Source organism: Sphingomonas sp. GW821-FHT10F11 (assembly GCF_058809095.1).
In genome coordinates, this window is the sequence record NZ_JBXASH010000003.1 from 13780 (window position 1) to 36909 (window position 23130).

The window sequence follows — 23130 nt, forward strand, 5'->3', positions numbered from 1 at the left end:
CCGGGGGTGGGTGCTCTCCACGAGCGCTGCCCCTGCGGCCGACCCACCCCCGACCCCTCCCTTCCAGGGAAGGGAGAATACAGGAATTGTGTATGACCGAGACCAGCTCCAACGGCACCGTCGCCTATGACGTGATCGATCGCATCGCCTGGGTGCGTTTCAACCGGCCGGACAAGCGCAACTGCATGTCGCCCACGCTCAACCGCGACATGATGGAGGTGCTCGATCTCCTCGAATATCGCGACGATGTCGGTGTGCTGGTGCTGTCGGGCGAGGGCGCGGCCTGGTCGGCGGGCATGGACCTGAAGGAATATTTCCGGGAGACCGAGGCCAAGGGTCTGGGCGCGACCCGTCAGGCGCAGCGCGAGAGCTATGGCTGGTGGCGGCGCCTGCGCTGGTATCAGAAGCCGACGATCGCGATGGTCAATGGCTGGTGCTTCGGCGGCGGTTACGGCCCGCTGTTCGCCTGCGACCTGGCCTTTGCGGCGGAGGAAGCGCAGTTCGGGCTCAGCGAGATCAACTGGGGCATCCTGCCCGGCGGCGGGGCGACCAAGGTCGCTACCGAGCTGCTGCCGTTCCGCAAGGCGATGTACCACGCGATGATGGGCGAGAATGTCGACGGCAAGACCGCCGCCGATTGGGGCCTGGTCAACGAGGCACTGCCGCTCGCTGAGCTCAAGGACCGGGTGACCGAGGTCGCCGGGGTGCTGCTCAAGAAGAATCCGGTCGCGCTGAAAGCGACCAAGGACGCGGTCCGCCGCGTCGGCGTGATGAGCTATGACGATGCCGAGGATTATCTGATCCGCGCGCAGGAAGCGGCCAACAGCCACGACAATGAAGGCCGCAAGGAAGGCATCAAGCAGTTCATCGACGACAAGAGTTTCAAGCCCGGGCTCGGAGCGTACGACACGTCGAAGCAGAAGGCCTGAAGCCTCCTAATCGTCACCCCGGACTTGTTCCGGGGTCCATCGTCCCGCGCACGCAACGGCCCGATGATCTTGCGGCGCGGTGGATGCCGGAACAAGTCCGGCATGACGGAGTGGGCGTAGACTGCGTGTTCGATTTGCCGGAGACTGAAGTGACCACCGACACCAAGCTCGCCACTCCTTCTCTCGACCGGCTGCTCAAGGCGGAATCGGTTGCGATCGTCGGAGCGTCGCCGACGCGCGGCGCGCTGGGCAATTCGGTGCTGCTCAACCTTGAGCGGCACGGCTTTGCGGGCGATATCCACCTGATCAACCCGAAGCGCGACGAGATTGCCGGGCGGCCGTGCCTCAGGTCGATCGACGATTTGCCGATGGGCGTCGACGCCGCGGTGCTGGCGATCCCCGGCGCGGCAGTGCTCGATACGGTGCGGGCGCTGGCCGCGCGGGGCGTGGGCGCGGCGGTGATCTTCTCGGCCGGCTTTGCGGAAGGGGGTGAGGAAGGGCTCGAGGCGCAGCGCGAGGTCGCCAGGATCGCGGCCGGGCACGGCATGGTGATCGAGGGACCGAACTGCCTGGGCATGGTCAACTATGTCGACGGCATTCCGCTGACCTTTGTCGAGACGCCGGCGCGGCGTCTCGGCGACAAACCCGGCATCGGCATCGTGTCTCAGTCCGGTGCGATGGCGGTGGTGCTGGGCACTACCTTGATGGCGAAGGATCTCGGAATCTCGATCTCGGTGTCGACCGGCAACGAGGCGGCCAGCGGGGTCGAGGATTATGTCGAGTATCTGCTCGACGATCCGAACACGCGGGTGATCGGCATGATCGTCGAGCAGTTCCGCAAGCCCGCGCGCTTCCTGGCGCTGGCGGCGAAAGCGTGCGCGGCGGGCAAGCCGATCGTACTGCTCCATCCGGGCAAGAGCAGCGCCGCGCGCGCGTCCGCCGCGACCCATACCGGCGCTATGGCCGGCGATTATGCGGTGATGCGGGCCAAGGTGGAGCGCGCCGGCGTGGTGCTGGTCGACAGCCTGGAAGAGCTGGGCGACGTGCTCGACCTCGCGCTGCGCAGCGGGCCGATCCCCGCAGGCGGCTGCGCGGTGCTGACCGAATCCGGCGCGTTCAAGGCGCTCGCGCTCGACCTGTGCGAGGCACTGGCGCTCGACCTGCCGGCGATGGAAGCGGCGACCGCGGCGCGGATGCGCGCGGCGATCCCGGATTTCATCCCGGTGAGCAATCCGATGGACCTGACCGCCCAGGCTTTGGTCGATCCCGACCTGTATCGTCGCACGCTCGAGCCGCTGCTCGACGACCTGACCTATGGCAGCGTGATCATGGGCATCATCCAGACCGACGCGGCCACGTCGCGGATGAAGTTCCTGCCGATCATCGAGGCGATCCGGACCTTGAAGCCGGGCAAGCCGGTGGTCTTTGCCGGGCTGGACGACGGCGCCGATGTGCCGGCGGACTATGTCCGCGACCTGCGCGCGCTGGGCGTGTCCTATTTCCCCTCGCCGGATCGCGCCTTCCGTGCCGTGGCGCAGCTCGCGCGGCTCGGTGCCCGCGATATCGCCAGCGCCGACGCCGCACCGGTGGTGGCCGACCTGCCGATCGGCGGCGGTGTGATCCCCGAATATCGCGCCAAGCAAGTGTTGGCGCCGCTCGGCGTGCCCTTCCCCAGGGGCGGGTTCGCGCGCGATGCGGGCGAGGCCAAAGCGGTCGCGGCGGAGATCGGCTATCCGGTGGTGCTCAAGGCGCAGGCTGTCGCGCTGTCCCACAAGAGCGATGCAGGTGGGGTAATCCTGAACATCGCGGACGATGACGCGCTCGATGCCGCCTGGATCCGGCTCTACGCCAATGTCGCGGCGCATGCGCCCGACGTGTCGCTCGACGGCGCGCTGGTCGAGGCGATGGGTGCGCGCGGCACCGAGCTGATCGTGGGTGCGCGGAGCGACCCCGAATGGGGTGCGACGATCCTGGTCGGCTTTGGCGGGGTGATGGCCGAGATGCTGCACGATTTCCGCCTGCTGCCGCCCGACCTGACCCGCGACGCGATCATCGCCGAACTGCGCCGGCTGAAGAGCGGGCAGCTGCTCGATGGCTATCGCGGATCGCCCGCGCTGGATGTAGGCGCGGTGGCGGACATCATCGCAGGGCTGGGGCGGCTGCTCGTGGGCACGCCGGCGATCCGCGAAATCGATCTCAACCCGGTGGTGGTCTATCCCGACGGACAAGGCGCGGTGGCGCTCGACGCGCTGATCCTGGCCGATCCGGGGGAGTGATCAGCGCTCCTGCGCTTCGATCTTCGTCAGAAGCGCGATCAGGGTCTTGCGCTCGGCGGCGGTGAAGCCGGCGAGCATGCGCTGTTCGTGCTGCTCGATCCGGGCGAGGCAATCCTTGAGCATCGCGTCGCCGGCAGGGGTGAGGTTGAGCGCGAAGGCGCGGCGATCGTCGCTCGCGGTCTTGCGGTCGACAAGGCCGGCATCGACGAGCTGGTTGATCAGCGCCACCATATTGGCACGCTGGATGCCGAGCAGGCGGCCCACCTCACCCTGGTTGATGTCCTGATTGGCGCCGACCACGGAGAGGATGCCGAACAGCACCTGGCGCATGCCGGTACCCTCGATCGCACGGGCGAAATCGTTCGAAAAGGCGCTAGAGGCGCGGCGCAGATGATAGCCGGCGAGGTCTTCCAGCGCGCCGAGCGCGGTATCGTCCTCTTCCATGGGCACTGGCGCGACGGTCAAACGGCTTCTCCTGATCGGCCTTCGGCATAAGTCGAGTCGTGCTTCGCCTCAAGCCGCAGCCGCGTTCCGTCGCAGCCCGAGCAGCGCGAGCGCGGCGACCAGCGAGCCCATCGCCATCAGCACCGCCACGGTCGCGAGGCCGAAGCCGGCCGCGAACAGGAAGCCGGCGAGGGCAGGGGCAAGCGCCGATCCACCTCGGCCGATGCCGATGACGAACCCGGTCGCGGTGCCACGCAGCGAGGTCGGGAAGGACTGGGCGACCAGCGCATACATGCCGACCACGCCGGCATTGGTGACGAAGCCGGCGAGCGCGGCGACGATCGACAGGCCGTGCAGGCCGGACTGGGGCTGGCCGAACGCGACGACGAAGCCGGTCGACAGCAGCGTCGCGACGATGGTCAGGGTCAGCAGCCGGACGCGGGCGGTGAGCAGGCCGAGGATCAGCGATCCGCTGGCGCCGCCGAGACTCGCCCAGACCAGTACGCCTGCCGCCGCCGAGGGTGCGAAGCCCATGTCGACGACGATCTTCGGAATCCATTTCAGGATGAAATAGAAGGTCATGATGTGCGCGAGATAGGCGAGCGTCAGCAGGATGGTGACGCGGGCGAGCGCGGGCGAGAACAGCGCCGAGACGGGCAAGGCGGGCGGCTCGTCCGCGGCAGGCGGCAGCGCATCGATCGGCGGATGGCCCATGCGCGCGAGCGTGCGGTTGATCCGTTCCAGCGCGTTCACCGGGCGGCGCTGCATCAGGAAGGCGATCGATTCAGGCGCCCGCCACAGCACGATCGGAATGAAGCAGAGGGTGACGATGCCGCCGAACACGAACACCGCCGGCCAGTCATAGGAGCGCAGCAGCACCGCCGAAACCGAGCCGCCGACCACGGTGCCGATCGGATAGCCGCCGGCCATCAGCACCACGGCGAGGGGGCGGCGCGCGCCGTTCGACGCCTCGGCGACGGCCGCGTTGGTCGCGGCGAGCATGCCGCCGATGCCGAGCCCGGTGAACAGCCGCCAGCCGGACAGGGTGACGATGTCATGCGCAGTGGAGGCGCCGAACATGCCGGTGGCCATCACGACGAGGCAGGTGAGGATCATCGCGCGACGGCCGATGCGATCGGTCACGCGGCCGAGCACCAGCGAGCCGGCGGCCATGCCGATCAGCTCCATCGAGAGGACGAGGCCAAGCGCGGCGCGATCCACGCCCCAGGCCTTGGCAATGCCGGGAGAGGCGAAGCTGATCGAGAGCACGTCGAACCCGTCGAGCGCGTTCAGCCCGACCATGACCGCCACGACGCCCCATTGGAACGGCGACATGGGCTCGCGGTCGAGTATCGCGCGCGGATCGGTGGCCATGTCATCCCCTCACTTCTCGTTATGCCCGGATGCTGCCGGATTTTGCTATGTTGTGCAACAATATCTGGGTCGGCGCGTCAGTCGTGGATCCGACGCAACAATGCGATCAGCTGTGCCGTCTCCGCCTTGGTGAAACGCCCCCTCAGCCAGGCCTCATGCGCCTCGATCGCCTTGCGCGCGGTGCCGAGCAGGGTTTGTCCCTCGGGTGTCAGGGTCAAGGCGATGCGGCGGCGATCGGTCTCGGCCGGGCCACGCGCGAGCAGGGTGCGGCGTTCGAGCGCGTGGACGATCGCCATGGTCGTCGCGCGGTCCATCTGAAGACGGCGCGAGAGGTCGGTCTGGGCGATGCCCGGCTGGTCGTGGGCGAGCCACAGGACCGAAACCTGTTTCTGGGTGAGGTCGAGATCGGCGAAATGCTCTGAGAAATGGCGCTGCACCGCGCCGTGCGCGAGGCGGATGTGAAAGCCGAGGATCGCGTCGAGCGCGCCGATATCATCCGGCAAGCTCGGCCTCCTCCGTGCGCGCCAGCCGGTCGATGATGCGGCGCGCGCGGACGCCGCCCTGATCGATGGCATAGGCCCTGAGCTTCATGTCGGGATTGGCCGCGATCGACCGTTGCTGCGCTTCCAGTATCTCGACATCCTCCTGGAACACCGCGCCCTGCTGTGCCTTGAATCGGGCGGTGAAGCCCGTATCGGCGATATCGAAATTCCGCGCCATGCCCCAGAAATAATGGCAGCTCGTCTCGGTTTCCGGGGTGATCGCATCGACCACCATGCCGCGCACGCCCTGATCGTGCCGCTCGGGCGTCGCGCCGGCCGCGACCGGGGCAACGCCGACATCGATCAGCACCGATGACGGCGGCAGGAAGTGGCAGATCTGCCAGCGGTCGACCAAGCCATCCTGCCTCAGCGCATCGCGCCAGAAGGGCGGCGGTTCGATGCCGGGCATCCAGCGCCGGACGATCACTTCGTCGCCGCGCGTCTCCGTCTCGATCGGGGTTTCGTTGATCTCGAGCTGGCCGATCGATCCCGCATGGACATAGGTCTCGTGGCTGAGGTCCATCAAATTGTCGATCACCAGGCGATAGTCGCAGGCGATGGGGTAATAGCCGCCGTCGAAGGTCCAGCCCGGGGCGCTGCATGGCCAGTAGTCGGGGATCAGCGCCGGGTCGGCCAGGGCCGCCTCGCCGATCCAGATCCAGACATAGCGGTGGCGTTCGACGACCGGATAGAGCGTCGCGCAGACCGATTTGTTCACCCGTTCGGACTTGACCGGCATCTCCTCGGCGCAGCCGTCCGGGCCGATCTTCAGGCCGTGATAGCGGCAGCGGATCGAATCGCCTTCCTTGATGCCCATCGACAATGGCAGCAGGCGGTGGGGGCAGGCATCGCGCATCGCGACCACGCCGCGATCGAGCTTGCGATAGAGCATCACCGCCTCGCCGCAGATGGTGCGGGCGATCGGCTTGCGGTCGACCTCGCTGTCCCAGGCGGCGACATACCAGCGGTTGCGGATGAAGGTCATGATCTCTCCTTTCGACGCGCTTGACCGCGTCGCGATATTGTACGTAACACATACAGATAATCCGACTCGATCGGATCATGCAAGGAGAGTGAGACGATGCCGGGCAAGCCGCCTTTCCGTGCCGACCATGTCGGCAGTTTCCTTCGTCCCAGGGCACTGATCGAGGCGCGTGCGGCGCACCGCGCCGGGGAAATCGGGCCGGACGTGCTGCGTGTGGTCGAAGATGACGCGATCCGCGACGTGGTGCGCTTCCAGGAAGATCTCGGGCTCAAGGGTATCACCGACGGTGAGTTTCGCCGGACCTATTTCCATACGGATTTCCTGCTTCAGCTCGACGGGGTCGAGGAGGCGGGCGGAACCCAGGTGAAGTTCCACCAGCACGGCGGCAAGGAACTGGAATATGCCCCGCCGGTGATGAAGGTGGCGGGCACGATCCGCCATGCGCGCGACATCCAGCGGCGCGATTTCGAATTCCTCGCCTCGGTGACGTCGGCCACGCCCAAGGTAACGATCCCGTCGCCGACGATGCTGCATTTCCGCGGCGGGCGTGAGGCGATCGATAGCGAGGCCTATCCTGATCTCGAGCAGTTCTACGAGGATGTGGCGGCGGCCTATCGTGCCGAGATCGCCAGCCTGGCCGAGGCGGGGTGCCGCTATATCCAGCTCGACGACACCAATCTCGCCTATCTCTGCGACGAGACGCAGCGCGAGAATGCGCGCCGGCGCGGCATGGACCCCGACGAGCTGCCGCGCGCCTATGCCCGGCTGATCAACGCGGCGATCCGCGACCGGCCGGCCGACATGGCCGCCTGCGTCCATCTGTGCCGCGGCAATTACCGGTCGAGCTGGGCGGCGGAGGGTGGCTACGAGCCGGTCGCCGAGGTGCTGTTCAACGAACTCGCGGTCGACGGTTATTTCCTTGAGTATGACGATCCGCGCTCAGGCGATTTCGCGCCGCTGCGTCATGTGCCCAAGGGAAAGACGGTGGTGCTGGGGCTGGTCACGACCAAGCTTGGCGAGCTGGAAAAGGCCGACGACGTGAAGCGGCGGATCGACGAGGCGGCGGCGTTCATGCCGATCGAGCAGATGGCGCTGAGCCCGCAATGCGGCTTCTCCTCGACGGTGCATGGGAACGACATCGAAGTCGGACAGCAGTACGACAAGCTGAAGCTGGTGGTGGATATCGCGCGGGATGTGTGGGGGACGGTCTGAGCCAATCCCTCAGCGGTTGCTCGCGGCGATCAGGCTGTGCGCCGTCTGCCGTAGCAGCGGGGTGGCCTCGCCCGGTTCGAACATCTGCGCGCTGACAAAGGCGCCGTTGATCAACACCGCAAGCTGGCCGGCGAGCTCGTCCGGCCGGTCGATGCCGAGCCGTCCGGCGATGTCCCGCAACCGCCGCCGCATCTCCCCTTTATGCGCGGCCGCCACCTTGCGTGCCGGATGATCCATATCGGGGAATTCGGCGGCGACGTTGATCTGCGGGCAGCCCCGGTAATCGGGCCGCCCGACCCGTTCGCCGATCCAGTCGAGATGCGCGTCAAGCTCGGCCCTCGGATCGTCGTTGTGCCGTTCGGCCACCTTGTCCCAAGTGCCCCAGAAATCCGCATCCTCGCGTTCGAGAAAGGCCGCGATCAGATCGTCCTTCGTCCCGAAATGACGGTAGAGGCTGGTCTTGGCGACATCGGCCTGTTTGACCACGAGGTCGACGCCGACCGCGCGCACGCCCATGCGATAGAAGAGTGTCGACGCCGTTTCCAGGATGCGCTCCCTCACATCGGCGCTTTGGGTGTCGGGGGCGGTTGCGGTCGTCGGCATCGGAAATCTCCGGTTCAACGCCGGATACCATATCGGCGATTGACACGCTACAGACCTGTACGTATCGAAAGAACAGACAGGTCTGTAGCGTATATGGAGAAGGACCATGGATGGGATGGAAGGTACGGAAAAGGAACGTCGCGTCGCGGTATTCGGGGCGGCCGGGCATACGGGCAGGTTCGTCGTCGCCGAACTGCTGCGCCGGGGTTTGACGCCGATCGCCATCGGGCGCGATGCGACCAGGCTCGCCGAGTTGAAGACTGCCGAACGCCGGATCGCCTCGGTCGAGGATCCGGCCTCGCTCGACCGGGCCTTCGACGGCGCTGCGGCGGTGATCAACTGCGCGGGCCCGTTCCTCGAAACAGCCGAGGCGGTGGCTGCCGCCGCCATCAGAGCGGGCATCCCCTATCTCGACGTGACCGCCGAGCAGGCCAGTGCCAGCGCCCTGTTCGACCGCTTCGATGCCGACGCGCGCCAGGCCGGCGTGCTCCTGATCCCGGCAATGGGTTTTTATGGCGGCCTGGCCGATCTACTCGTCACCACGGCCATGGGCGCGTGGGAATCCGCCGATGCGGTCGAGATCGGGATCGCGCTGGATAGCTGGCACCCGACCCGGGGCACGCGGATCACGGGCGCGCGGAACACGGCGCCGCGCCTCGCGATCGAGCAAGGGGAGTTGACGCCGATCGCCGTGCCCGCCGCGACAAGGGTCTGGGACTTTCCGCCCCCCTTTGCCCGCCAGACTGTCGTCGAAGTGCCTTTCTCCGAGGTGATCCTGATCTCGCGCCATCTGCGGACGGGGACTCTCCACACCCATCTCAACCACATCGCCCTGAACGATATCCGCGATCCGTCGACACCGGCGCCGAAGCCGGCCGATGCCAGCGGGCGATCGGCGCAGCGTTTCCTGGTCGAAGCCTTGGTCACGCGCGGTACGGATCGATGCAGCATCGTCGCGCAAGGCCAGGATATCTATGCCTTCTCCGCCCCGCTGATCTGCGAAGCGGTGGCGCGCATCCTGGACGGGCGGTTCATGGGCTTCGGCGTGCAGGCGCCGGGTGCTGCATTCGATGCGCCGGATTTCCTGCGGGCTCTCGCGCTCGACCATCTGACGGTCGACGCGATCCTACGGGCTTGAGCTGGTCCGGCCGATCGGCTGAGGTCAGGCGAGTTCCTCGCCGGGCAGCAACTCGGTGCTGACCTGGGCCTGCAAGGGTGCGGCATAGCGGGCGCCGCGGATCGCGCCGGGGGCGAAGATCGTGTCGATCTGCGCGATCGTGTCGGCGCCCAGCGTGACCGCCGCCGCCGTCACATCCTCCTCCAGATGCACCGGGTCGCGCGTGCCCGGAATCGGCACGACATGGTCGCCGCGCGCCAGCACCCATGCGAGGGCGAGCTGGGCCGGGGTCAGGCCGATCCCCGCCGCCAGCGCGTCGAACGCAGCAACCGCCTTGAGGTTGTGCGAGAGATTGGGTTCGACGAAGCGCGGCATATGCGCGCGGATATCGCCGGCTGCGTAGCGGTCGTTGTCGACCGCGCCGGCAAGCAGACCGCGCGCGACCGGCGAGAAGGCGACGAACGCGATGCCGAGGCCGCGGCAGGTTTCGAGCACCGCCACCTCGGGATTGCGCACCATCGGCGAATATTCGGTCTGGACCGCCGCGATCGGATGGACCGCCTGGGCGCGGCGGATGGTCTCGGCGCCCATTTCGGACAGGCCGATCGAGCCGATCTTGCCTGCCTCCTTCAGCCTGACGAGTGCACCGACCGACTCCTCGATCGGCACGTTCGGGTCGGGGCGATGCAGATAGAGCAGATCGATATGGTCGGTGCCGAGCCGCGCGAGCGAGCGTTCGACCGAGCGCATGATGGCCTCGGGAGAGGCGTCGAGGATGCGCTTGCCGTCGATCACCTCGAGCACGCATTTGCTTGCCAGGGTGAACTCGGCCTTGCGGTGCATGATCGCGCCGGCGATCAGTTCCTCGTTGCGGCCGCCGCCATAGAGCGCGGCGGTGTCGATCAGCGTGATGCCGAGATCGAGCGCGCGGTTAAGCAGGCGGGCGCCGTCTTCCGCCGAGGGCGCGACGTCATAGGCGTGGCTGAGGCCCATCGCGCCGAGGCCGATGGCGGAGACGGAAAAGGGGCCGATCCGGCGGACGGGCAGGGTCATGGCTACAGCGGCAGTCCCACATAATTTTCGGCGATCGCGGTCTGCATTGCCTCGGACGCGGCGACATAGTCCAGCTCCGCGATCTGCATGCGGTGTTCGAACGGGCCGTCTTCGGGAAAGCGGTGCATCAGCTTGGTCAGATACCAGCTGAACCGCTCCGCCTTCCAGATGCGGGCGAGCGCCTTGGCCTGATAGCCATGGAGGCCTGCCTCATCGGCGCGCTTGTAATGGGCGATCAGCGCGTCGGAGAGATAGGCGACGTCCGACGCGGCGAGGTTCAGGCCCTTGGCGCCGGTCGGTGGGACGATGTGCGCCGAATCCCCCGCGAGGAACAGGCGGCCATGGCGCATCGGCTCGAACACATAGGAGCGCAAGGGAGCGATCGAGATTTCCAGCGCCGCGCCGCGGGTGACGCCGCGGCTCGAGATCGGGTCGAAGCGCAGCGCCAGCTCGTCCCATAGCCGCTCCTCCGGCCAGTCCTCGACTGTGGCGGTCAGCGGCACCTGGACATAGTAGCGGCTGCGCGTCGCCGAGCGCATCGAGGCGAGCGCGAAGCCGCGCGGGCCGTTGGAATAGATCAGCTCGTGATGGCAGGGCGGCACATCGGCGAGCACACCGAGCCAGCCGAACGGATATTCGCGCTCGAACTCGCGGGCGGACGCGGGAAAGGCCTTGCGCGAGGGGCCGTGGAAACCGTCGCAGCCGGCGATGAAATCGGCCTCGATCGTGATCGTTTCGCCGCCCTTTGTGTAGCTGATCAAGGGATGATCGCTGTCGATATCATGCAACGCCACGTCCTTCGCCTCGAACACGATCTCCAGCCCGCGATCCGGTGCGGCGGCGATCAGGTCGCGGGTCAGCTCGGTCTGGCCGTAAACCATGACATGCTTGCCGGTGAGGCGGGTGATGTCGATGCGGATCAGCCGCTCGCCATCGGCGAGGTTGAAGCCCTGCTCGATCAGGCCTTCCGCATCCATCCGTGCCTCCACGCCGAGGCGGCGCATCAGGTCGGTCGTGACGGTTTCCAGCACGCCGGCGCGGATCCGGCTTTCGACATAGGCGCGCGTCTGGCGTTCGAGGATGATGCACTCGATCCCCTCGGCGCGCAGCAGATGGCCGAGCAACAGCCCGGCCGGGCCGGCACCGATGATCGCGACCTGAGTCTTCATCTATGAGTCTTTCCGAAGACGATCGAGCGCGCCGCGCACCCAGGCGACGAACTCCTTGTTGGCCTGGCGCACGCCCAGCGCCGACGCCCGATATTGCTCGACCTCTTCGCCCAGCCGCACCGCGGGCCAATCGGCCTGATGGAGCGCCGCGGCCGACCGCATCCGCGAGAATTTGCTGCGATACTCCAGGGTCATGCGGGCCTCCGCCGTGGCGAAGATCGGCTCGGCGACCTTGCCGACCTCGGCGATCTGGAGCGAGAGCGCGCGGCGCAACCGGATCAGGTCGTGCCGCCGTGCGTCGTCGGTCCGCTCGGCGATGCTGGCCAGCTCGGCCTGCACCGCCTCAAGCGTGCTCAGCTCGCGGGAGAGGGGACCGAAATCGTGCATATCACCCCGCGAGCTGCTGTTCGAGTGCGTTGAGCACGCGGTAGCAGGGCAGGACCTGCGCGACCGAGCTGTTGGGTTCGCGGCCCTCGCGGATCGCGGCGACGAATTCGCGGTCCTGCAGCTCGATGCCGTTCATCGAGACATCGACCTTCGACACGTCGATCTGCTCGTCCTTGCCGGTGAACAGGTCGTCATAGCGCGCGAGATAGGTCGCGGTGTCGCCGATATAGCGGAAGAAGGTGCCGAGCGGCCCGTCATTGTTGAAGCTGAGCGAGAGCGTGCAGATCGCGCCGCTTTCCGCCTTCAGCTGGATCGACATGTCCATCGCGATGCCGAGTTCGGGATGGATCGGGCCTTCGATGGCGTTGGCCTTGACGATCGGGCCGGCCTGATAAGCGAACAGATCGACCGTGTGGGCAGCGTGATGCCAGAGCAAATGATCGGTCCAGCTCCGCGCCTCGCCCTTGGCGTTCATGTTCTTGCGGCGGAAGAAATAGGTCTGGACGTCCATCTGCTGAATGGCGAACTCGCCTGCCGCGATCCGGTTGTGGATGAACTGGTGGCTCGGGTTGAAGCGGCGGGTGTGGCCGACCATGCAGGTCAGGCCGGTTTCCTGCTGCTTGGCCAGCACAGCCTCGGCATCGGCCAGGCTGTCGGCCAGCGGGATCTCGACTTGGACGTGCTTGCCGGCGTTCATGCACTGGATCGCCTGGTCGGCGTGCATCTGGGTGGGGGTGCAGAGGATCACCGCATCGACATCGTCGCGCGCCAGGCTGTCGGCGAGATCGGTCGTCGCATGGCCGATGCCGTATTTGTCGGCGATCGCCCGGGTGGGTTCGAGCCGGCGGCCGACGAGCGACACGACCTCGACGCCTTGGATCAGCCTGAGACCGTCAAGGTGTTTTTCACCGAAGGCGCCGGCTCCGGCGAGGGCAATTTTCATGGCATGCCTTTCTTCATGTTGCCGTGCCTCGCCGTGTCAGGCGAGGAAATCAGGAGAGGGGAGAAGGCGGCGACGCTTCTTCTCCCCTCTCCGTTCTTCGCTCGCGTCGGTCCCCCCGGAACGACGCGAGCGACGCTCACACCGGTTCCAGCACGATATGCCCAACAGCCGTGTTGCTGGCGGGCACGTGATAATGCCGGTGCAGCACCCGCGTGGCCTTGCCCAGCGCACCGCGCATGACGAGCCACATCACCATCTCGATCCCCTCGCTGCCGGTTTCGCGCAGATAGTCGATATGCGGGATACGGCGCAGGCGATCGCTGTCGCCGATCAGGCCGTCGAGGAAATCATTGTCCCAGGCGGCATTGATCAGCCCGGCGCGCGGGCCCTGGAGCTGGTGGCTCATGCCGCCGGTGCCCCAGACCTGCACGTTGAGATCCTCCGGGAAGCTCTCGATCGCGCGGGCGATCGCCTCGCCCAAGGCCCAGCAGCGATTGCCCGAGGGCGGCGGATAGGTGACGACGTTGACCGCGAGCGGGATGACCTTGCACGGCCAGGCGTCAGGCTGGCCGAACATCATCGACAGGGGCACGGTCAGGCCGTGATCGACGTCCATCTCGTTGATGATGGTCATGTCGAATTCGTCGAGGATCAGGCTCTGCGCGATGTGCCAGGCGAGATCGGGATGGCCCTCGACCACCGGCACCTTGCGCGGGCCCCAGCCTTCGTCGGCGGGCCGATACTCCTCGCCGCAACCGATCGCGAAGGTCGGGATGATCTTCATGTCGAACGCCGAGGCATGGTCGTTATAGACCAGGATGACGACGTCGGGCTTCGCCTCCTTCTCCCATTCCTTGGTCCACTCGTATCCGGCAAAGGCGGGCTTCCAGTAATCCTCGCCCGTCTTGCCGAGATCGATTGCGGCGCCGAGCGCGGGGATGTGGCTGGTCGCCACGCCGGCGGTGATGCGCGCCATTACTCGTCGCCCTTTTCGTTGGCCCTGATTTCATTGGCCCTGATCGACCGCACACCCTCGGGCGAGCGGCCGCCGGCGATCATCATGGCCGAATAGTCTTCCAGGCTCATGCCGCTCATCGTGCTGACCGCCTGGAGGAAGCTCTGCCCGTCGGTCGAAAAGACCTTGGCGAGGAAATAGATGTTGCCGCCGAGATCGAGCAGGCGGTTGTAATCACGATCGAGCACCGCCTGTTTCTGCTCCTCGCTGAGCTTCCATTCGTCGAGATAGGCGCGTTCGTCAGTCTTCCAGCGTTCGCGATTCTCCGCCTTCATCAGGCTCATCGCGAACTGGTTGAGGTGATAGCCCTGCCGCGCCCGCGCGGCAGTGAAGACGCGTGTGCCGGGGATGTCGTCGAACTGGGCGAGATAGGCGTGGATGTCGCGGGGCTCGGTCACAGGCCGCGTTCCTTGAGCTTGGCGTCGAGGCGCGGGAAGACGCGCCGGGCATTGCCCTCGAAGATGGCGTGCTTCTGCTCGGGGCTCACGGGCAAGGCATCGACATAGCGTTTGGTGTCGTCGAAATATTGCCCGGTCTGCGGGTCGATGCCGCGCACCGCGCCGACCATCTCGCTGCCGAACAGGATGTTCTTGGTGTCGATCACCTCGGCGAGCAGGTCGATGCCGGGCTGGTGGTAGACGCAGGTGTCGAAATAGACGTTGTTCATCACATGCGTGTCGAGGCTGGGCTGCTTGAGCATGTCGGCGAGGCCGCGATAGCGCCCCCAATGATAGGGCACCGCGCCGCCGCCATGCGGGATGATGAAGCGCAAGCTCGGAAAATCCTTGAACAGGTCGCCCTGGATCAGCTGCATGAAGGCGATGGTGTCGGCGGCGATATAGAAGGCGCCGGTCGCGTGGAGCGCCGGATTGCAGCTTCCCGAAACGTGGATCATCGCAGGAACGTCGAGCTCGACCATCTTCTCGTAAAAGGGATACCAGTAACGGTCGGTCAGCGCAGGGAAGGCGAAGTGCCCGCCGCCCGGATCGGGATTGAGGTTGCAGCCGATGAAGCCGAGCCCGGTGACGCAGCGCTCCAGTTCCTCGATCGACCCCTGTAGATCGGCCTTGGGCGATTGCGGCAGCATGCACACGCCGGCGAAGGTCTCGGGATAGAGTCCGACGACGCGGGCGATCAGGTCGTTAGAGACATGCGCCCAGGCCTTGCTGACGCCTTCGTCGCCGACATGGTGCGCCATGGTCGAGGCACGCGGGCTGAAGATCGTCATGTCGGCGCCGCGCTCCTTGAGGAGCTTGAGCTGGTTCGCCTCGATCGTCTCGCGGATCTCGTCGTCGGAGATGGCGGGATAGGGCGGGGGCGTCTCGCCGGCCTTGAACGCGGCTTTTTGTGCGTCGCGCCACGCGTCGTGCTGCGGCGGCGCGGTGGTGTAATGGCCATGACAATCGATGATCAGCGTCATGCGGCTTCGGCCTCTTCCTCGGAACTGGTGGGCTTACTCCCGCAGCCGTTCGTTTCGAGCGAAGTCGAGAAACCTGCGCCCGACGCCTGTTTCTCGACTTCGCTCGAAACGAACGGGGAGAGGGTTTCGAATTTGGCTTTCAAGCCTTTCGGGGGTGTCAGACCCAGCGCACCGATCGCGCGCTGGCGCTCGACCGTGCCGCGGGTCATCGCCGATCCGGTGCCGAGCGCATCGAGCGTCTTCACCACCTCTTCCATCTCCGCCGCGCGGCGCAGGCCATGGACCATCATGCGGTCGAGATTGTAGTCGGCCTTGTCGGCCCAATCCACGCCCGGCCAGCTCGCGTTGAGCGAGGCGGTGACCTCTCCGGACACGCCGGCCTTCTCCGCCGCGAGGAAGCATTCGGCGGTCAACGCTTCGAGCCCCTTCACCATCACCGATCGGATCATCTTGATCGAGGATGCGGCGCCGACCGGGCCTTCGACAATCGTGACATTGGTGAAGCCGAACTCGGCCAGCAGCGTCGCGCCGGTCTCTGCATGCGGCCCGCTGAGCAGCAGCGGCACAGCGCGCCGGGCGGGGTGGACGGGTGCCATCACCGCGACATCGACATAGCGCCCGCCGGCCGCCTCGATCAGCCTGGCGGCATCCCGCTTGGTGTCGGGCGCGACGCTGTTCATGTCGAACCAGAGGGCACCGGGCTCTATAGTGCGCGCGCCAGTCCTGGCGGCTGCCAAGGCCTGGTCGGCCGTCACCAGCGAGAGGATCGCGCGGGCATGCTCGATCGCTTCGGCCGCGTCGGCGCAGGCGGTCACGCCGGCCCTGGCGAAATCGTCGAGCTTGGCCCCGCGCAGGTCCGGCTGCTCGGTCTTGCAGTCATAGCCGCGCGCCGGGGCGCCGCCGGCAAAGGCCGCACCCGCTTCCCCGAAACCGATAAAGGCGAACGTCGCATTCATGGCTCGGGCCTAGGGGGTGCGCGCCCGAATCCGCCAATCCAATTGTCGACCCGGCTATTGGTTTTCCCGAATTCTTGTATCGGAGACCGCGGTTTCGAGCAGTGCGATGAAGCGGCGTTGCGCGGCGGTGGGCCGCCAGCCGATCCGGGTCGTGATGCCGATGGTGCGCACACCCTGGTCGAGCGGCCGGCCGATCGCGGTGAGGATGCCGCCCTGCATCTCCATTGCCACCTGGTCGGGCGACAACAGGGTCAGCAGGTCGCTGCCGCGCAGTACGCCACGGATCACCATCACCGACCCGCACTCGATCGGCGCGTCGGGGGTGGGGCGCCCGGCGAACAGGCTGTCCCAATGGCCCCGGAGCGGGGTGTCGGCCTGGCCGACGATCCAGCCGTAACGCGACAGGTCGTTCAGCGTCACGTCGGACTTGGCTGCGAGCGGATGGCCCGTCCGGCCGATCACCACCAGCCGGTCGGTGAACAAAGCGCGCTGGTCGAGCCCGGGCGGGGTCTCCTCGCGCAACGCCCCGATCATCAGGTCGATCACGCCGTCGCGCAACGGCTCGACCAGCTCGCGCCACGACCCCTCCGCGACGTCGACCAGCGCACGCGGCGACCCCCGGACGAAAGCGGCGATCGCGGCGGGCAGGATCAGCGCGCGCGACAGCGGCATCGCCCCGATCGCGATCCGGCCGCTGTCCGGCTCTCCAGCCACTTCGGCGATGCCGGCCGCCAGCTCCCGAGCGGCGAGCCGCACCCCGCGGGCGAGCCGGCGCCCCATGGTCGTCAGGACGACGCCGCGCCCGCGCCGCTCGGCCAGGGCAACGCCGCAGATCTGTTCCAGATCGCGCACCGCGCGATGGAGCGCGGGCTGGGACAGGCCGGTCGCCGCCGCGGCGGCGACGAAGCTGCCGGCATCGGCCAAAGCGAGAAAGGCGTGGAGCTGGCTTGCCGTCATGAGCTGCTCGGGCCGGGCGAATCCCCGCCCGCCACGCCGTAGCGCGGGCCTGGTCGCGATGGTCAGATAGTCGACCGCGGTCGTCGCCCGATCGGCCATCAGCACGCCGGCCTTGGTCGGGCTGACGCCGTCGGGATGGCGATCGAACAGGGGTATGCCGAGCTGGCGTTCGAGCTTGGCGAGGCCCTGGGTGAGCGCCGGCTGCGACAGGTTCACCGCCTGCGCCGCCGCGTTCATGCTGCGGTGCGCGGCGATCGCGGAGAGCGCCCGCAGATGACGCAGGTTCATGTCGAAAGGCGTGATCATCGACGCACCTATAGCAAAAACTTATTGGGCGGGTGCAATTGTGATTGGGGTGTGGTGTGGCTGCTGCCTAGGGCGGCTGCTTCAACCAGGAGATCAGCATGGCGGGTCGGGTCATTCGCAGTATCGAGCGCACCGAGGCGGGGGTGATCGACGGGCTTGGCGCAGCCGGGGTTGCCACGGTGCATGAGGCGCAGGGGCGGATCGGCCTGCTCGCCAGCCGGTTGCGGCCGATCTATCCCGGTACGCGGATTGCCGGCTCGGCCGTCACCATCTCGGCACCGCCGGGCGACAACTGGATGATCCATGTCGCGATCGAGCAGCTGCGCGACGGCGACATCCTCGTGCTGGCGCCGACCAGCCCGTGCGAGGACGGCTATTTCGGCGACCTGCTCGCGACATCGGCGATGGCGCGGGGGTGTCGCGGGCTGGTGATCGATGCCGGAGTACGCGACGTGCGCGATCTGACCCAGATGGGGTTCCCGGTCTGGTCGAAGGCAGTGTTTGCGCAAGGGACGGTCAAGGCGACGCTGGGTTCGGTCAATGTGCCGATCGTGTGCGCCGGCGCGGCGATCGAGGCGGGCGATGTGATTGTGGCCGATGACGACGGGGTGTGTGTGGTCAAACGGGCGGATGCGGCGGCGGTGCTGAAAAAGGCACAGGCGCGCGAGGCGGCCGAGGAGTCGAAGCGGCAGCGGTTGGCGGCGGGCGAGCTGGGGCTGGATATCTATGACATGCGCGGGAAGCTGGCCGAGCTGGGGCTGACCTATGAGTGACATCCTCCATTTCTCCCCATCGCAGATGGGGAGGGGGACCACGCGCTTCTTCAGCGCGTGGTGGAGGGGACGCCACGGGCGCGGCGCTTGGGGCCAAGCCCCCTCCACCATTCGCCGGAAGAGGCGAATGGTCCCCCTCCCCCGCTTCGCGAGGGAGGAACAGCGATGGGCGTGAAATGCATGTGGATGCGGGGCGGCACGTCCAAGGGAGGCTTCTTCCTCGCTGACGATTTGCCTGCGGAAATCGCCGAACGCGACGCGTTCCTCCTCCGGGTGATGGGATCGCCCGATCCGAACCAGATCGACGGCATGGGCGGCGCCGATCCGCTGACCTCAAAGGTCGCGGTCGTCTCCAGATCCGCCCGCGCGGGCGTGGATGTCGACTATCTCTTCCTCCAGGTCTTCGTCGACCAGGCGATCGTCACCGATGCGCAGAATTGCGGCAACATGCTCGCCGGGGTCGGGCCGTTCGCGATCGAGCGCGGGCTGTTCGCCGCGACGGGCGACGAGACGCGCGTCGCGATCTTCATGGTCAATACGGGCCAGGTCGCGGTCGCCACGGTGCGGACGCCGGGTGGCGTGCCGACCTATGAAGGCGAGGCGCGGATCGACGGAGTGCCGGGCACCGCCGCGCCGATCCCGCTCGAATTCCGCGACACCGCCGGATCGTCCTGCGGCGCGCTGCTGCCGACGGGCAATGCGGTCGATGTGATCGAGGGGGTGGCCTGCACCCTGATCGACAACGGCATGCCCTGCGTCGTGTTCAAGGCCGGGGATGTCGGTGCGACCGGCTATGAGGATCGCGACACGCTGGACGCGGCAACCGATCTCAAGGCGCGGATCGAGGCGATCCGGCTGAAGGCCGGGCCGATGATGAACCTGGGCGATGTGACCGAAAAATCGGTGCCCAAGATGATGCTCGTCGCCCCGCCCGCGCATGGTGGCGCGGTCACGGTGCGCAGCTTCATCCCGCACCGCGCCCATGCCACGATCGGGGTGCTCGGCGCGGTCAGCGTCGCCACCGCCTGCCTGGTCGAAGGGTCGCCCGCGGCAGCAGTCGCCTCGATCCCCGAGGGCAACCGCAAGATCCTGTCGGTCGAGCATCCGACCGGCGAAATGAGCTGCGTGCTGGAACTGGACGCTGGCGGGCAGGTAACGACCGCGGCGCTGCTGCGCACCGCGCGCAAATTGATGGACGGAGAGGTGTTCGCATGAGCGTTGACGAACAGGGCCGCATTCGTAGCTGGACCGAACATCCCTCGACACCGCGGTTCGTGCCGCCGCCCGGTGCGGTCGATGCGCATTGCCATGTGTTCGGCCCGATGGCCGACTTCCCGTTCAGCCCGCTTGCCAAATATCGGCCCCAGGATGCCGGGCCGGACATGCTGTTCGCGCTGCGCGATCGGCTCGGTTTCACGCGCAACCTGATCGTCCAGGCGAGCTGCCACGGCACCGACAATGCCGCGACCTTGAACGCCATCGCGACGTCGAACGGCAGGGCGCGCGGCGTCGCGGTGGTTGATCCGGCGATCTCCGATGCCGATCTGCAGGCGCTGCACGACGGCGGCATGCGCGGCGTGCGCTTCAATTTCGTCAAACGCCTCGTCGACAACGCGCCCAAGGACAAGTTCCTCGAGGTGGCGGGGCGCCTGCCCAAAGGCTGGCATGTCGTGGTCTATTTCGAGGCGGATATCCTTGAGGAGATGAAGCCGTTCCTCGCCGCGCTTCCGGTGCCGGTGGTGATCGATCATATGGGCCGGCCCGATGTCGCGCGGGGCCCCGACGGCCCCGACATGCGCGCCTTTCGCGCGCTGCTCGACAGCCGCGACGATATCTGGACCAAGGTGACCTGTCCCGACCGGCTGTCGCCGCAAGGCGAGCCCTATGACGATTTCGTCGACGCGGTGCGGCCGCTGGTCGAGGACTATCAGGACCGGGTGCTATGGGGCACCGACTGGCCACACCCGAACATGGAGCATCGCATCCCAGACGATGGCGGGCTGGTCGATGTGATCCCCCGCATCGCGCCGACGACAGCGTTGCAGCACAAGCTGCTCGTGGCCAATCCGATGCGCCTCTACTGGCCGGAAGAAGCCTGACCTCGGGGTGGCCCCGTTAACCTCGCGATTACGAGCGCGTCGTAGAGGTCGAGTGGGGAAGGTCGTCATCCGATGATTGAGGTCGTCATTGCAGCTATGAGCGACGGCCTCGGGCGCCTTGCCGGCTATTGGGGCAATCAGCTTGGCGGCACCTTCCTCGGGCGCGGGTCGACCCTCGCGATCGATGGGCTGATCTGCACCTTGCTGCTCGCCGCCTTCCTGGCCGTGCCGCGTGGCCGGCGGAGCCTGCCGCGCCTCCGGGTGTGGTGGCGCGCGCTGTTTCCCCGGCGGCTGTTCAGAAGCGCCTCGGGCCGCGCCGACATCGCCTATTTCCTGTTCGGCCTGTTCTTCTACGGTCTGGCTTTTGGCTGGATGCTGTTCTCGGCCGGCCCGCTGGCGCAGTGGATCGCGAACTGGCTGACGCTCCTGCTCGGGCCGGCCCCGGCGATCGCGATCCCGGCGCCGGTCCAGGGGGTGGTGCTGACCGTCCTGTTCTTCGTCGCCTATGAATTCGCCTATTGGCTCGACCATTATGTGAGCCACAAGGTCCCGGTCCTGTGGCAGTTCCACCGCGTGCATCATGGGGCCGAGAGCCTGTCGCTGCTCACCAATTTCCGGGTCCATCCGGTCGACACCCTGGTCTTCGCGCATATCGTTGCCGCGGTGCTCGGCCTCAGCCAGGGCATTGCCCGTTATGCGCTGGGCCCGGCCGCCCATCCCTGGGAGATTGGCGGCACCAACATATTGATCATGCTGGCCGCGGTGATGCTGACTCATCTCCAGCATTCGCATCTGTGGATCACCTTCGGCCCGACATGGGGGCGGTGGTTCCTGAGCCCGGCGCATCACCAGGTTCATCATTCGACTGACCAACGCCATTTCGACCGGAATTTCGGGAGTACGCTCGCGATCTGGGACCGGCTGTTCGGCACGCTCCATGTGCCCTCGGAGAAGCGGGAGGTGCTACGGTTCGGGCTGGACGACGATGTATCGCCGCATGGGCTGCGCGCCGCGATCGTGACGCCGCTTCGCGGGACGCTGGCACTGCTTCCGCTGACGCGCGGTGCGACGGCGGTGGAGGCCATGGATCGGGGCAATCTCGATGCACCGCAGGAAATGGCGCTCGGTACCGAGTGACCCGCCCGCGCGGAACGGGCTGAATCCCTCGGGAATGAGGGACCCGCACATGGCTGACCCCGTTCAAGGCGGATGACAGCCAGATGACAGGAAAACATTACATAAATGTAACTTGATATTTCATGTGATGCGCCGACAAGGCGCCAGCACTTGTGCGGTATCTGGAAGAAGATCGGCGTCTTTAGGGACGAACATGGTTCGCCTCGTCTGCACGTTACGCTTTAGAGCGCGATTCTACTTCACCGGGTGAAGCATAGGGCAGTGAATCTGGAGGTATCATGCATCATTTACTTGCCTGCTCCGTCGCCGCGATCGCCCTTGCCGGTTGTCACCCTGCGTCCGGCAACGAGTCCGCACCTGCCGGCAATGCGACGGCGCAAGCTGTGCCCGCTGCCTTCAAGGTCGACAAAATATCGCTGCCCGGCGAGGGCCGGGGCGATTATCTGACGGTCGATCCCGACGCGAACCGCCTCTACGTCACCCATTCGACGGCGGTGCATGTGCTCGATCTCACCACGCTCAAGCCGCTGTTCCAGGTCGATGGGCTGAAGGCGGCGCACGGCGTCGCGCTCGATCCGGCGCGGGGGCATGGTTTCGTCACCGCCGGCAAGCAGAACGCGGTGGTGATGTTCGATCTCGCCACGGGCAAGACGATCAAGGCGATCCCGGCCGGCACGAAGCCCGATTCGATCGTGCACGACCTCGCCTCGGGCCTGATCTTCGCGTTCAATGGGGAATCGTCCGATGTCAGCGTGATCGATCCTGCCACGGCCGCGGTGGTGAAGACGATCAAGCTGCCCAACAACCCCGAATTCTCCCAGGCCGATGGACTGGGCAAGGTCTGGGTCAATCTCGAAGAGGGCAATGCCATTGCCGAGATCGACAGCAAGACCCTGACGCTCGTGCGGACGATCAAGCTCGACGGATGCGACGGCCCGGGGCCGCTGGCGTTCGATCCGACCGATCGCCTGTTGTTCGCCGGTTGTACCGGCAATTCGCTGCTGGCGGTGGTCGATCCCGACACCGGCAAGATCATCGCGACGGCGAAGATCGGCGAGCACCCGGACGGCATCGCCTATGACGATGCCAAGGACCGGATCTTCGTCGCCAATCGCAAGGGTGGATGGTCGATCATCGATCAGGCCGACAGGACGCATTATACGTTGAACCAGACCCTGCCGATCGACGACTATGCCAAGACGGTCGCGGTCGACCCGAAGACTCACCGCGCCTTCAGCTCGACCGCCGACCTGGTCTGGCCGAAAGGTGCGGCTGGCGACGGGGTGTTGCCCACCGCGAAGCCGGGCTCGTTCCGCCTGATAATGGTGTCGGAGAAATAGGCGGCCCGCTTCCACCGCCGCCGAACGTTGGTGATTTGTATAGTCCGGGAAAAGGGTGACCAATCCCGGGCGGTGCAAAGGCGGATACAGGAG

General features: G+C 66.6%; 23 protein-coding genes. 9 read left to right on the top strand and 14 right to left on the bottom strand.

The features are described 5' to 3' along the window. Positions 1-92 precede the first annotated feature (92 nt). Both AC1RT8_RS10585 and AC1RT8_RS10590 read left to right on the top strand, forming a co-directional pair. Positions 93-929, top strand: a complete 837-nt coding sequence (locus AC1RT8_RS10585) for a p-hydroxycinnamoyl CoA hydratase/lyase (RefSeq protein WP_493075602.1) — start codon at positions 93-95, stop codon at positions 927-929. A 149-nt stretch (positions 930-1078) separates the two neighbouring features. Continuing rightward, on the top strand, positions 1079-3205 hold the full coding sequence (locus tag AC1RT8_RS10590; protein WP_493075603.1) for an acetate--CoA ligase family protein: 2127 nt from the start codon (positions 1079-1081) through the stop codon (positions 3203-3205). Here the strand turns inward: AC1RT8_RS10590 and AC1RT8_RS10595 are convergent, their stop codons facing one another. The 4 genes from AC1RT8_RS10595 to AC1RT8_RS10610 all read right to left on the bottom strand — a co-directional run bounded on the left by AC1RT8_RS10595 (position 3206) and on the right by AC1RT8_RS10610 (position 6550). Beyond that, positions 3206-3670, bottom strand: a complete 465-nt coding sequence (locus AC1RT8_RS10595; RefSeq protein WP_493075604.1) for a MarR family winged helix-turn-helix transcriptional regulator — start codon at positions 3668-3670, stop codon at positions 3206-3208. It lies immediately after the preceding gene. 48 nt (positions 3671-3718) lie between these two features. Next, positions 3719-5023 carry an MFS transporter gene (locus AC1RT8_RS10600; RefSeq protein ID WP_493075605.1) on the bottom strand — a complete coding sequence of 435 codons (1305 nt, stop codon included), beginning with the start codon at positions 5021-5023 and terminating at the stop codon, positions 3719-3721. A gap of 77 nt (positions 5024-5100) precedes the next feature. Continuing rightward, positions 5101-5526, bottom strand: a complete 426-nt coding sequence (locus AC1RT8_RS10605) for a Saro_0803 family transcriptional regulator (RefSeq protein WP_493075606.1) — start codon at positions 5524-5526, stop codon at positions 5101-5103. Then, a complete protein-coding gene (locus AC1RT8_RS10610) occupies positions 5516-6550 on the bottom strand; it encodes a Rieske 2Fe-2S domain-containing protein (RefSeq protein ID WP_493075607.1) in 1035 nt (344 codons plus the stop codon). Before AC1RT8_RS10610 ends, AC1RT8_RS10605 begins: the two co-directional genes overlap by 11 nt. A 96-nt stretch (positions 6551-6646) precedes the next feature. Between AC1RT8_RS10610 and AC1RT8_RS10615 the strand changes: the two genes are divergently transcribed. After that, positions 6647-7762: a 5-methyltetrahydropteroyltriglutamate--homocysteine S-methyltransferase gene (locus AC1RT8_RS10615; RefSeq protein ID WP_493075608.1), complete on the top strand. Its 1116-nt coding sequence runs from the start codon at positions 6647-6649 to the stop codon at positions 7760-7762. Positions 7763-7771: 9 nt separating this feature from the next. Here the strand turns inward: AC1RT8_RS10615 and AC1RT8_RS10620 are convergent, their stop codons facing one another. After that, positions 7772-8365, bottom strand: coding sequence for a TetR/AcrR family transcriptional regulator (locus AC1RT8_RS10620; protein WP_493075609.1), 594 nt, complete (start codon positions 8363-8365; stop codon positions 7772-7774). A 106-nt stretch (positions 8366-8471) separates the two neighbouring features. Here AC1RT8_RS10620 and AC1RT8_RS10625 point away from each other — a divergent pair, with 106 nt between their 5' ends. Then, positions 8472-9503: a saccharopine dehydrogenase family protein gene (locus AC1RT8_RS10625; protein WP_493075610.1), complete on the top strand. Its 1032-nt coding sequence runs from the start codon at positions 8472-8474 to the stop codon at positions 9501-9503. Between the two features lie 24 nt (positions 9504-9527). Here the strand turns inward: AC1RT8_RS10625 and AC1RT8_RS10630 are convergent, their stop codons facing one another. The 9 genes from AC1RT8_RS10630 to AC1RT8_RS10670 form a co-directional block, all read right to left on the bottom strand. Further along, on the bottom strand, positions 9528-10535 hold the full coding sequence (locus AC1RT8_RS10630) for an aldo/keto reductase (protein ID WP_493075611.1): 1008 nt from the start codon (positions 10533-10535) through the stop codon (positions 9528-9530). Between the two features lie 2 nt (positions 10536-10537). Further along, positions 10538-11704, bottom strand: a complete 1167-nt coding sequence (gene pobA / locus AC1RT8_RS10635; RefSeq protein WP_493075612.1) for a 4-hydroxybenzoate 3-monooxygenase — start codon at positions 11702-11704, stop codon at positions 10538-10540. After that, positions 11705-12091 (bottom strand): hypothetical protein, encoded by a 387-nt coding sequence (locus tag AC1RT8_RS10640; protein WP_493075613.1) that lies wholly within the window; start codon positions 12089-12091, stop codon positions 11705-11707. It lies immediately after the preceding gene. 1 nt (position 12092) lies between these two features. Next, positions 12093-13034 (bottom strand): Gfo/Idh/MocA family oxidoreductase, encoded by a 942-nt coding sequence (locus AC1RT8_RS10645; protein ID WP_493075614.1) that lies wholly within the window; start codon positions 13032-13034, stop codon positions 12093-12095. A gap of 136 nt (positions 13035-13170) precedes the next feature. Then, positions 13171-14010 carry a class III extradiol dioxygenase subunit beta gene (locus tag AC1RT8_RS10650; protein WP_493075615.1) on the bottom strand — a complete coding sequence of 280 codons (840 nt, stop codon included), beginning with the start codon at positions 14008-14010 and terminating at the stop codon, positions 13171-13173. Beyond that, positions 14010-14447 carry a protocatechuate 4,5-dioxygenase subunit alpha gene (gene ligA, locus AC1RT8_RS10655; protein ID WP_493075616.1) on the bottom strand — a complete coding sequence of 146 codons (438 nt, stop codon included), beginning with the start codon at positions 14445-14447 and terminating at the stop codon, positions 14010-14012. The genes AC1RT8_RS10650 and ligA overlap by 1 nt, the downstream gene beginning before the upstream one ends. After that, the gene (locus tag AC1RT8_RS10660) at positions 14444-15469 is read right to left on the bottom strand and encodes an amidohydrolase family protein (RefSeq protein WP_493075617.1); all 1026 of its coding nucleotides are present in this window, start codon (positions 15467-15469) and stop codon (positions 14444-14446) included. The genes ligA and AC1RT8_RS10660 overlap by 4 nt, the downstream gene beginning before the upstream one ends. After that, a complete protein-coding gene (locus AC1RT8_RS10665; protein WP_493075618.1) occupies positions 15466-16425 on the bottom strand; it encodes an NAD(P)-dependent oxidoreductase in 960 nt (319 codons plus the stop codon). Before AC1RT8_RS10665 ends, AC1RT8_RS10660 begins: the two co-directional genes overlap by 4 nt. 54 nt (positions 16426-16479) lie before the next feature. Beyond that, positions 16480-17688 (bottom strand): LysR family transcriptional regulator, encoded by a 1209-nt coding sequence (locus AC1RT8_RS10670; protein WP_493075619.1) that lies wholly within the window; start codon positions 17686-17688, stop codon positions 16480-16482. Positions 17689-17786: 98 nt separating this feature from the next. On the opposite strand from AC1RT8_RS10670, the gene AC1RT8_RS10675 reads away from it, so the two are divergent. From AC1RT8_RS10675 to AC1RT8_RS10695, 5 genes are all read left to right on the top strand, one after another. Continuing rightward, complete coding sequence (locus AC1RT8_RS10675) at positions 17787-18461, top strand: 4-carboxy-4-hydroxy-2-oxoadipate aldolase/oxaloacetate decarboxylase (RefSeq protein WP_493075620.1); 675 nt, start codon at positions 17787-17789, stop codon at positions 18459-18461. 165 nt (positions 18462-18626) lie between these two features. Next, positions 18627-19676, top strand: a complete 1050-nt coding sequence (locus AC1RT8_RS10680; RefSeq protein ID WP_493075621.1) for a 4-oxalomesaconate tautomerase — start codon at positions 18627-18629, stop codon at positions 19674-19676. Beyond that, positions 19673-20560, top strand: a complete 888-nt coding sequence (locus AC1RT8_RS10685) for an amidohydrolase family protein (RefSeq protein WP_493075622.1) — start codon at positions 19673-19675, stop codon at positions 20558-20560. The genes AC1RT8_RS10680 and AC1RT8_RS10685 overlap by 4 nt, the downstream gene beginning before the upstream one ends. Positions 20561-20656: 96 nt before the next feature. Next, a complete protein-coding gene (locus AC1RT8_RS10690; RefSeq protein ID WP_493075623.1) occupies positions 20657-21697 on the top strand; it encodes a sterol desaturase family protein in 1041 nt (346 codons plus the stop codon). A 278-nt stretch (positions 21698-21975) separates the two neighbouring features. After that, entirely contained in the window at positions 21976-23037 is a 1062-nt protein-coding gene (locus AC1RT8_RS10695; RefSeq protein ID WP_493075624.1) for a YncE family protein, read from the top strand. Positions 23038-23130: the final 93 nt, after the last annotated feature.

What these genes read in the sequence shown, in the direction of transcription:
- AC1RT8_RS10695 (WP_493075624.1), top strand. Translation starts at nt 21,976, where the DNA reads ATGCATCATTTACTTGCCTGCTCCGTCGCCGCGATCGCCCTTGCCGGT.
- AC1RT8_RS10630 (WP_493075611.1), bottom strand. Translation starts at nt 10,535, where the DNA reads ATGACCCTGCCCGTCCGCCGGATCGGCCCCTTTTCCGTCTCCGCCATC.
- AC1RT8_RS10665 (WP_493075618.1), bottom strand. Translation starts at nt 16,425, where the DNA reads ATGAATGCGACGTTCGCCTTTATCGGTTTCGGGGAAGCGGGTGCGGCC.
- AC1RT8_RS10690 (WP_493075623.1), top strand. Translation starts at nt 20,657, where the DNA reads ATGAGCGACGGCCTCGGGCGCCTTGCCGGCTATTGGGGCAATCAGCTT.
- AC1RT8_RS10675 (WP_493075620.1), top strand. Translation starts at nt 17,787, where the DNA reads ATGGCGGGTCGGGTCATTCGCAGTATCGAGCGCACCGAGGCGGGGGTG.
- AC1RT8_RS10645 (WP_493075614.1), bottom strand. Translation starts at nt 13,034, where the DNA reads ATGAAAATTGCCCTCGCCGGAGCCGGCGCCTTCGGTGAAAAACACCTT.
- AC1RT8_RS10585 (WP_493075602.1), top strand. Translation starts at nt 93, where the DNA reads ATGACCGAGACCAGCTCCAACGGCACCGTCGCCTATGACGTGATCGAT.
- AC1RT8_RS10650 (WP_493075615.1), bottom strand. Translation starts at nt 14,010, where the DNA reads ATGGCGCGCATCACCGCCGGCGTGGCGACCAGCCACATCCCCGCGCTC.
- AC1RT8_RS10620 (WP_493075609.1), bottom strand. Translation starts at nt 8,365, where the DNA reads ATGCCGACGACCGCAACCGCCCCCGACACCCAAAGCGCCGATGTGAGG.
- AC1RT8_RS10615 (WP_493075608.1), top strand. Translation starts at nt 6,647, where the DNA reads ATGCCGGGCAAGCCGCCTTTCCGTGCCGACCATGTCGGCAGTTTCCTT.
- AC1RT8_RS10625 (WP_493075610.1), top strand. Translation starts at nt 8,472, where the DNA reads ATGGATGGGATGGAAGGTACGGAAAAGGAACGTCGCGTCGCGGTATTC.
- AC1RT8_RS10680 (WP_493075621.1), top strand. Translation starts at nt 18,627, where the DNA reads ATGGGCGTGAAATGCATGTGGATGCGGGGCGGCACGTCCAAGGGAGGC.
- AC1RT8_RS10670 (WP_493075619.1), bottom strand. Translation starts at nt 17,688, where the DNA reads ATGATCACGCCTTTCGACATGAACCTGCGTCATCTGCGGGCGCTCTCC.
- AC1RT8_RS10610 (WP_493075607.1), bottom strand. Translation starts at nt 6,550, where the DNA reads ATGACCTTCATCCGCAACCGCTGGTATGTCGCCGCCTGGGACAGCGAG.
- AC1RT8_RS10685 (WP_493075622.1), top strand. Translation starts at nt 19,673, where the DNA reads ATGAGCGTTGACGAACAGGGCCGCATTCGTAGCTGGACCGAACATCCC.
- AC1RT8_RS10640 (WP_493075613.1), bottom strand. Translation starts at nt 12,091, where the DNA reads ATGCACGATTTCGGTCCCCTCTCCCGCGAGCTGAGCACGCTTGAGGCG.
- AC1RT8_RS10600 (WP_493075605.1), bottom strand. Translation starts at nt 5,023, where the DNA reads ATGGCCACCGATCCGCGCGCGATACTCGACCGCGAGCCCATGTCGCCG.
- AC1RT8_RS10660 (WP_493075617.1), bottom strand. Translation starts at nt 15,469, where the DNA reads ATGACGCTGATCATCGATTGTCATGGCCATTACACCACCGCGCCGCCG.
- pobA (WP_493075612.1), bottom strand. Translation starts at nt 11,704, where the DNA reads ATGAAGACTCAGGTCGCGATCATCGGTGCCGGCCCGGCCGGGCTGTTG.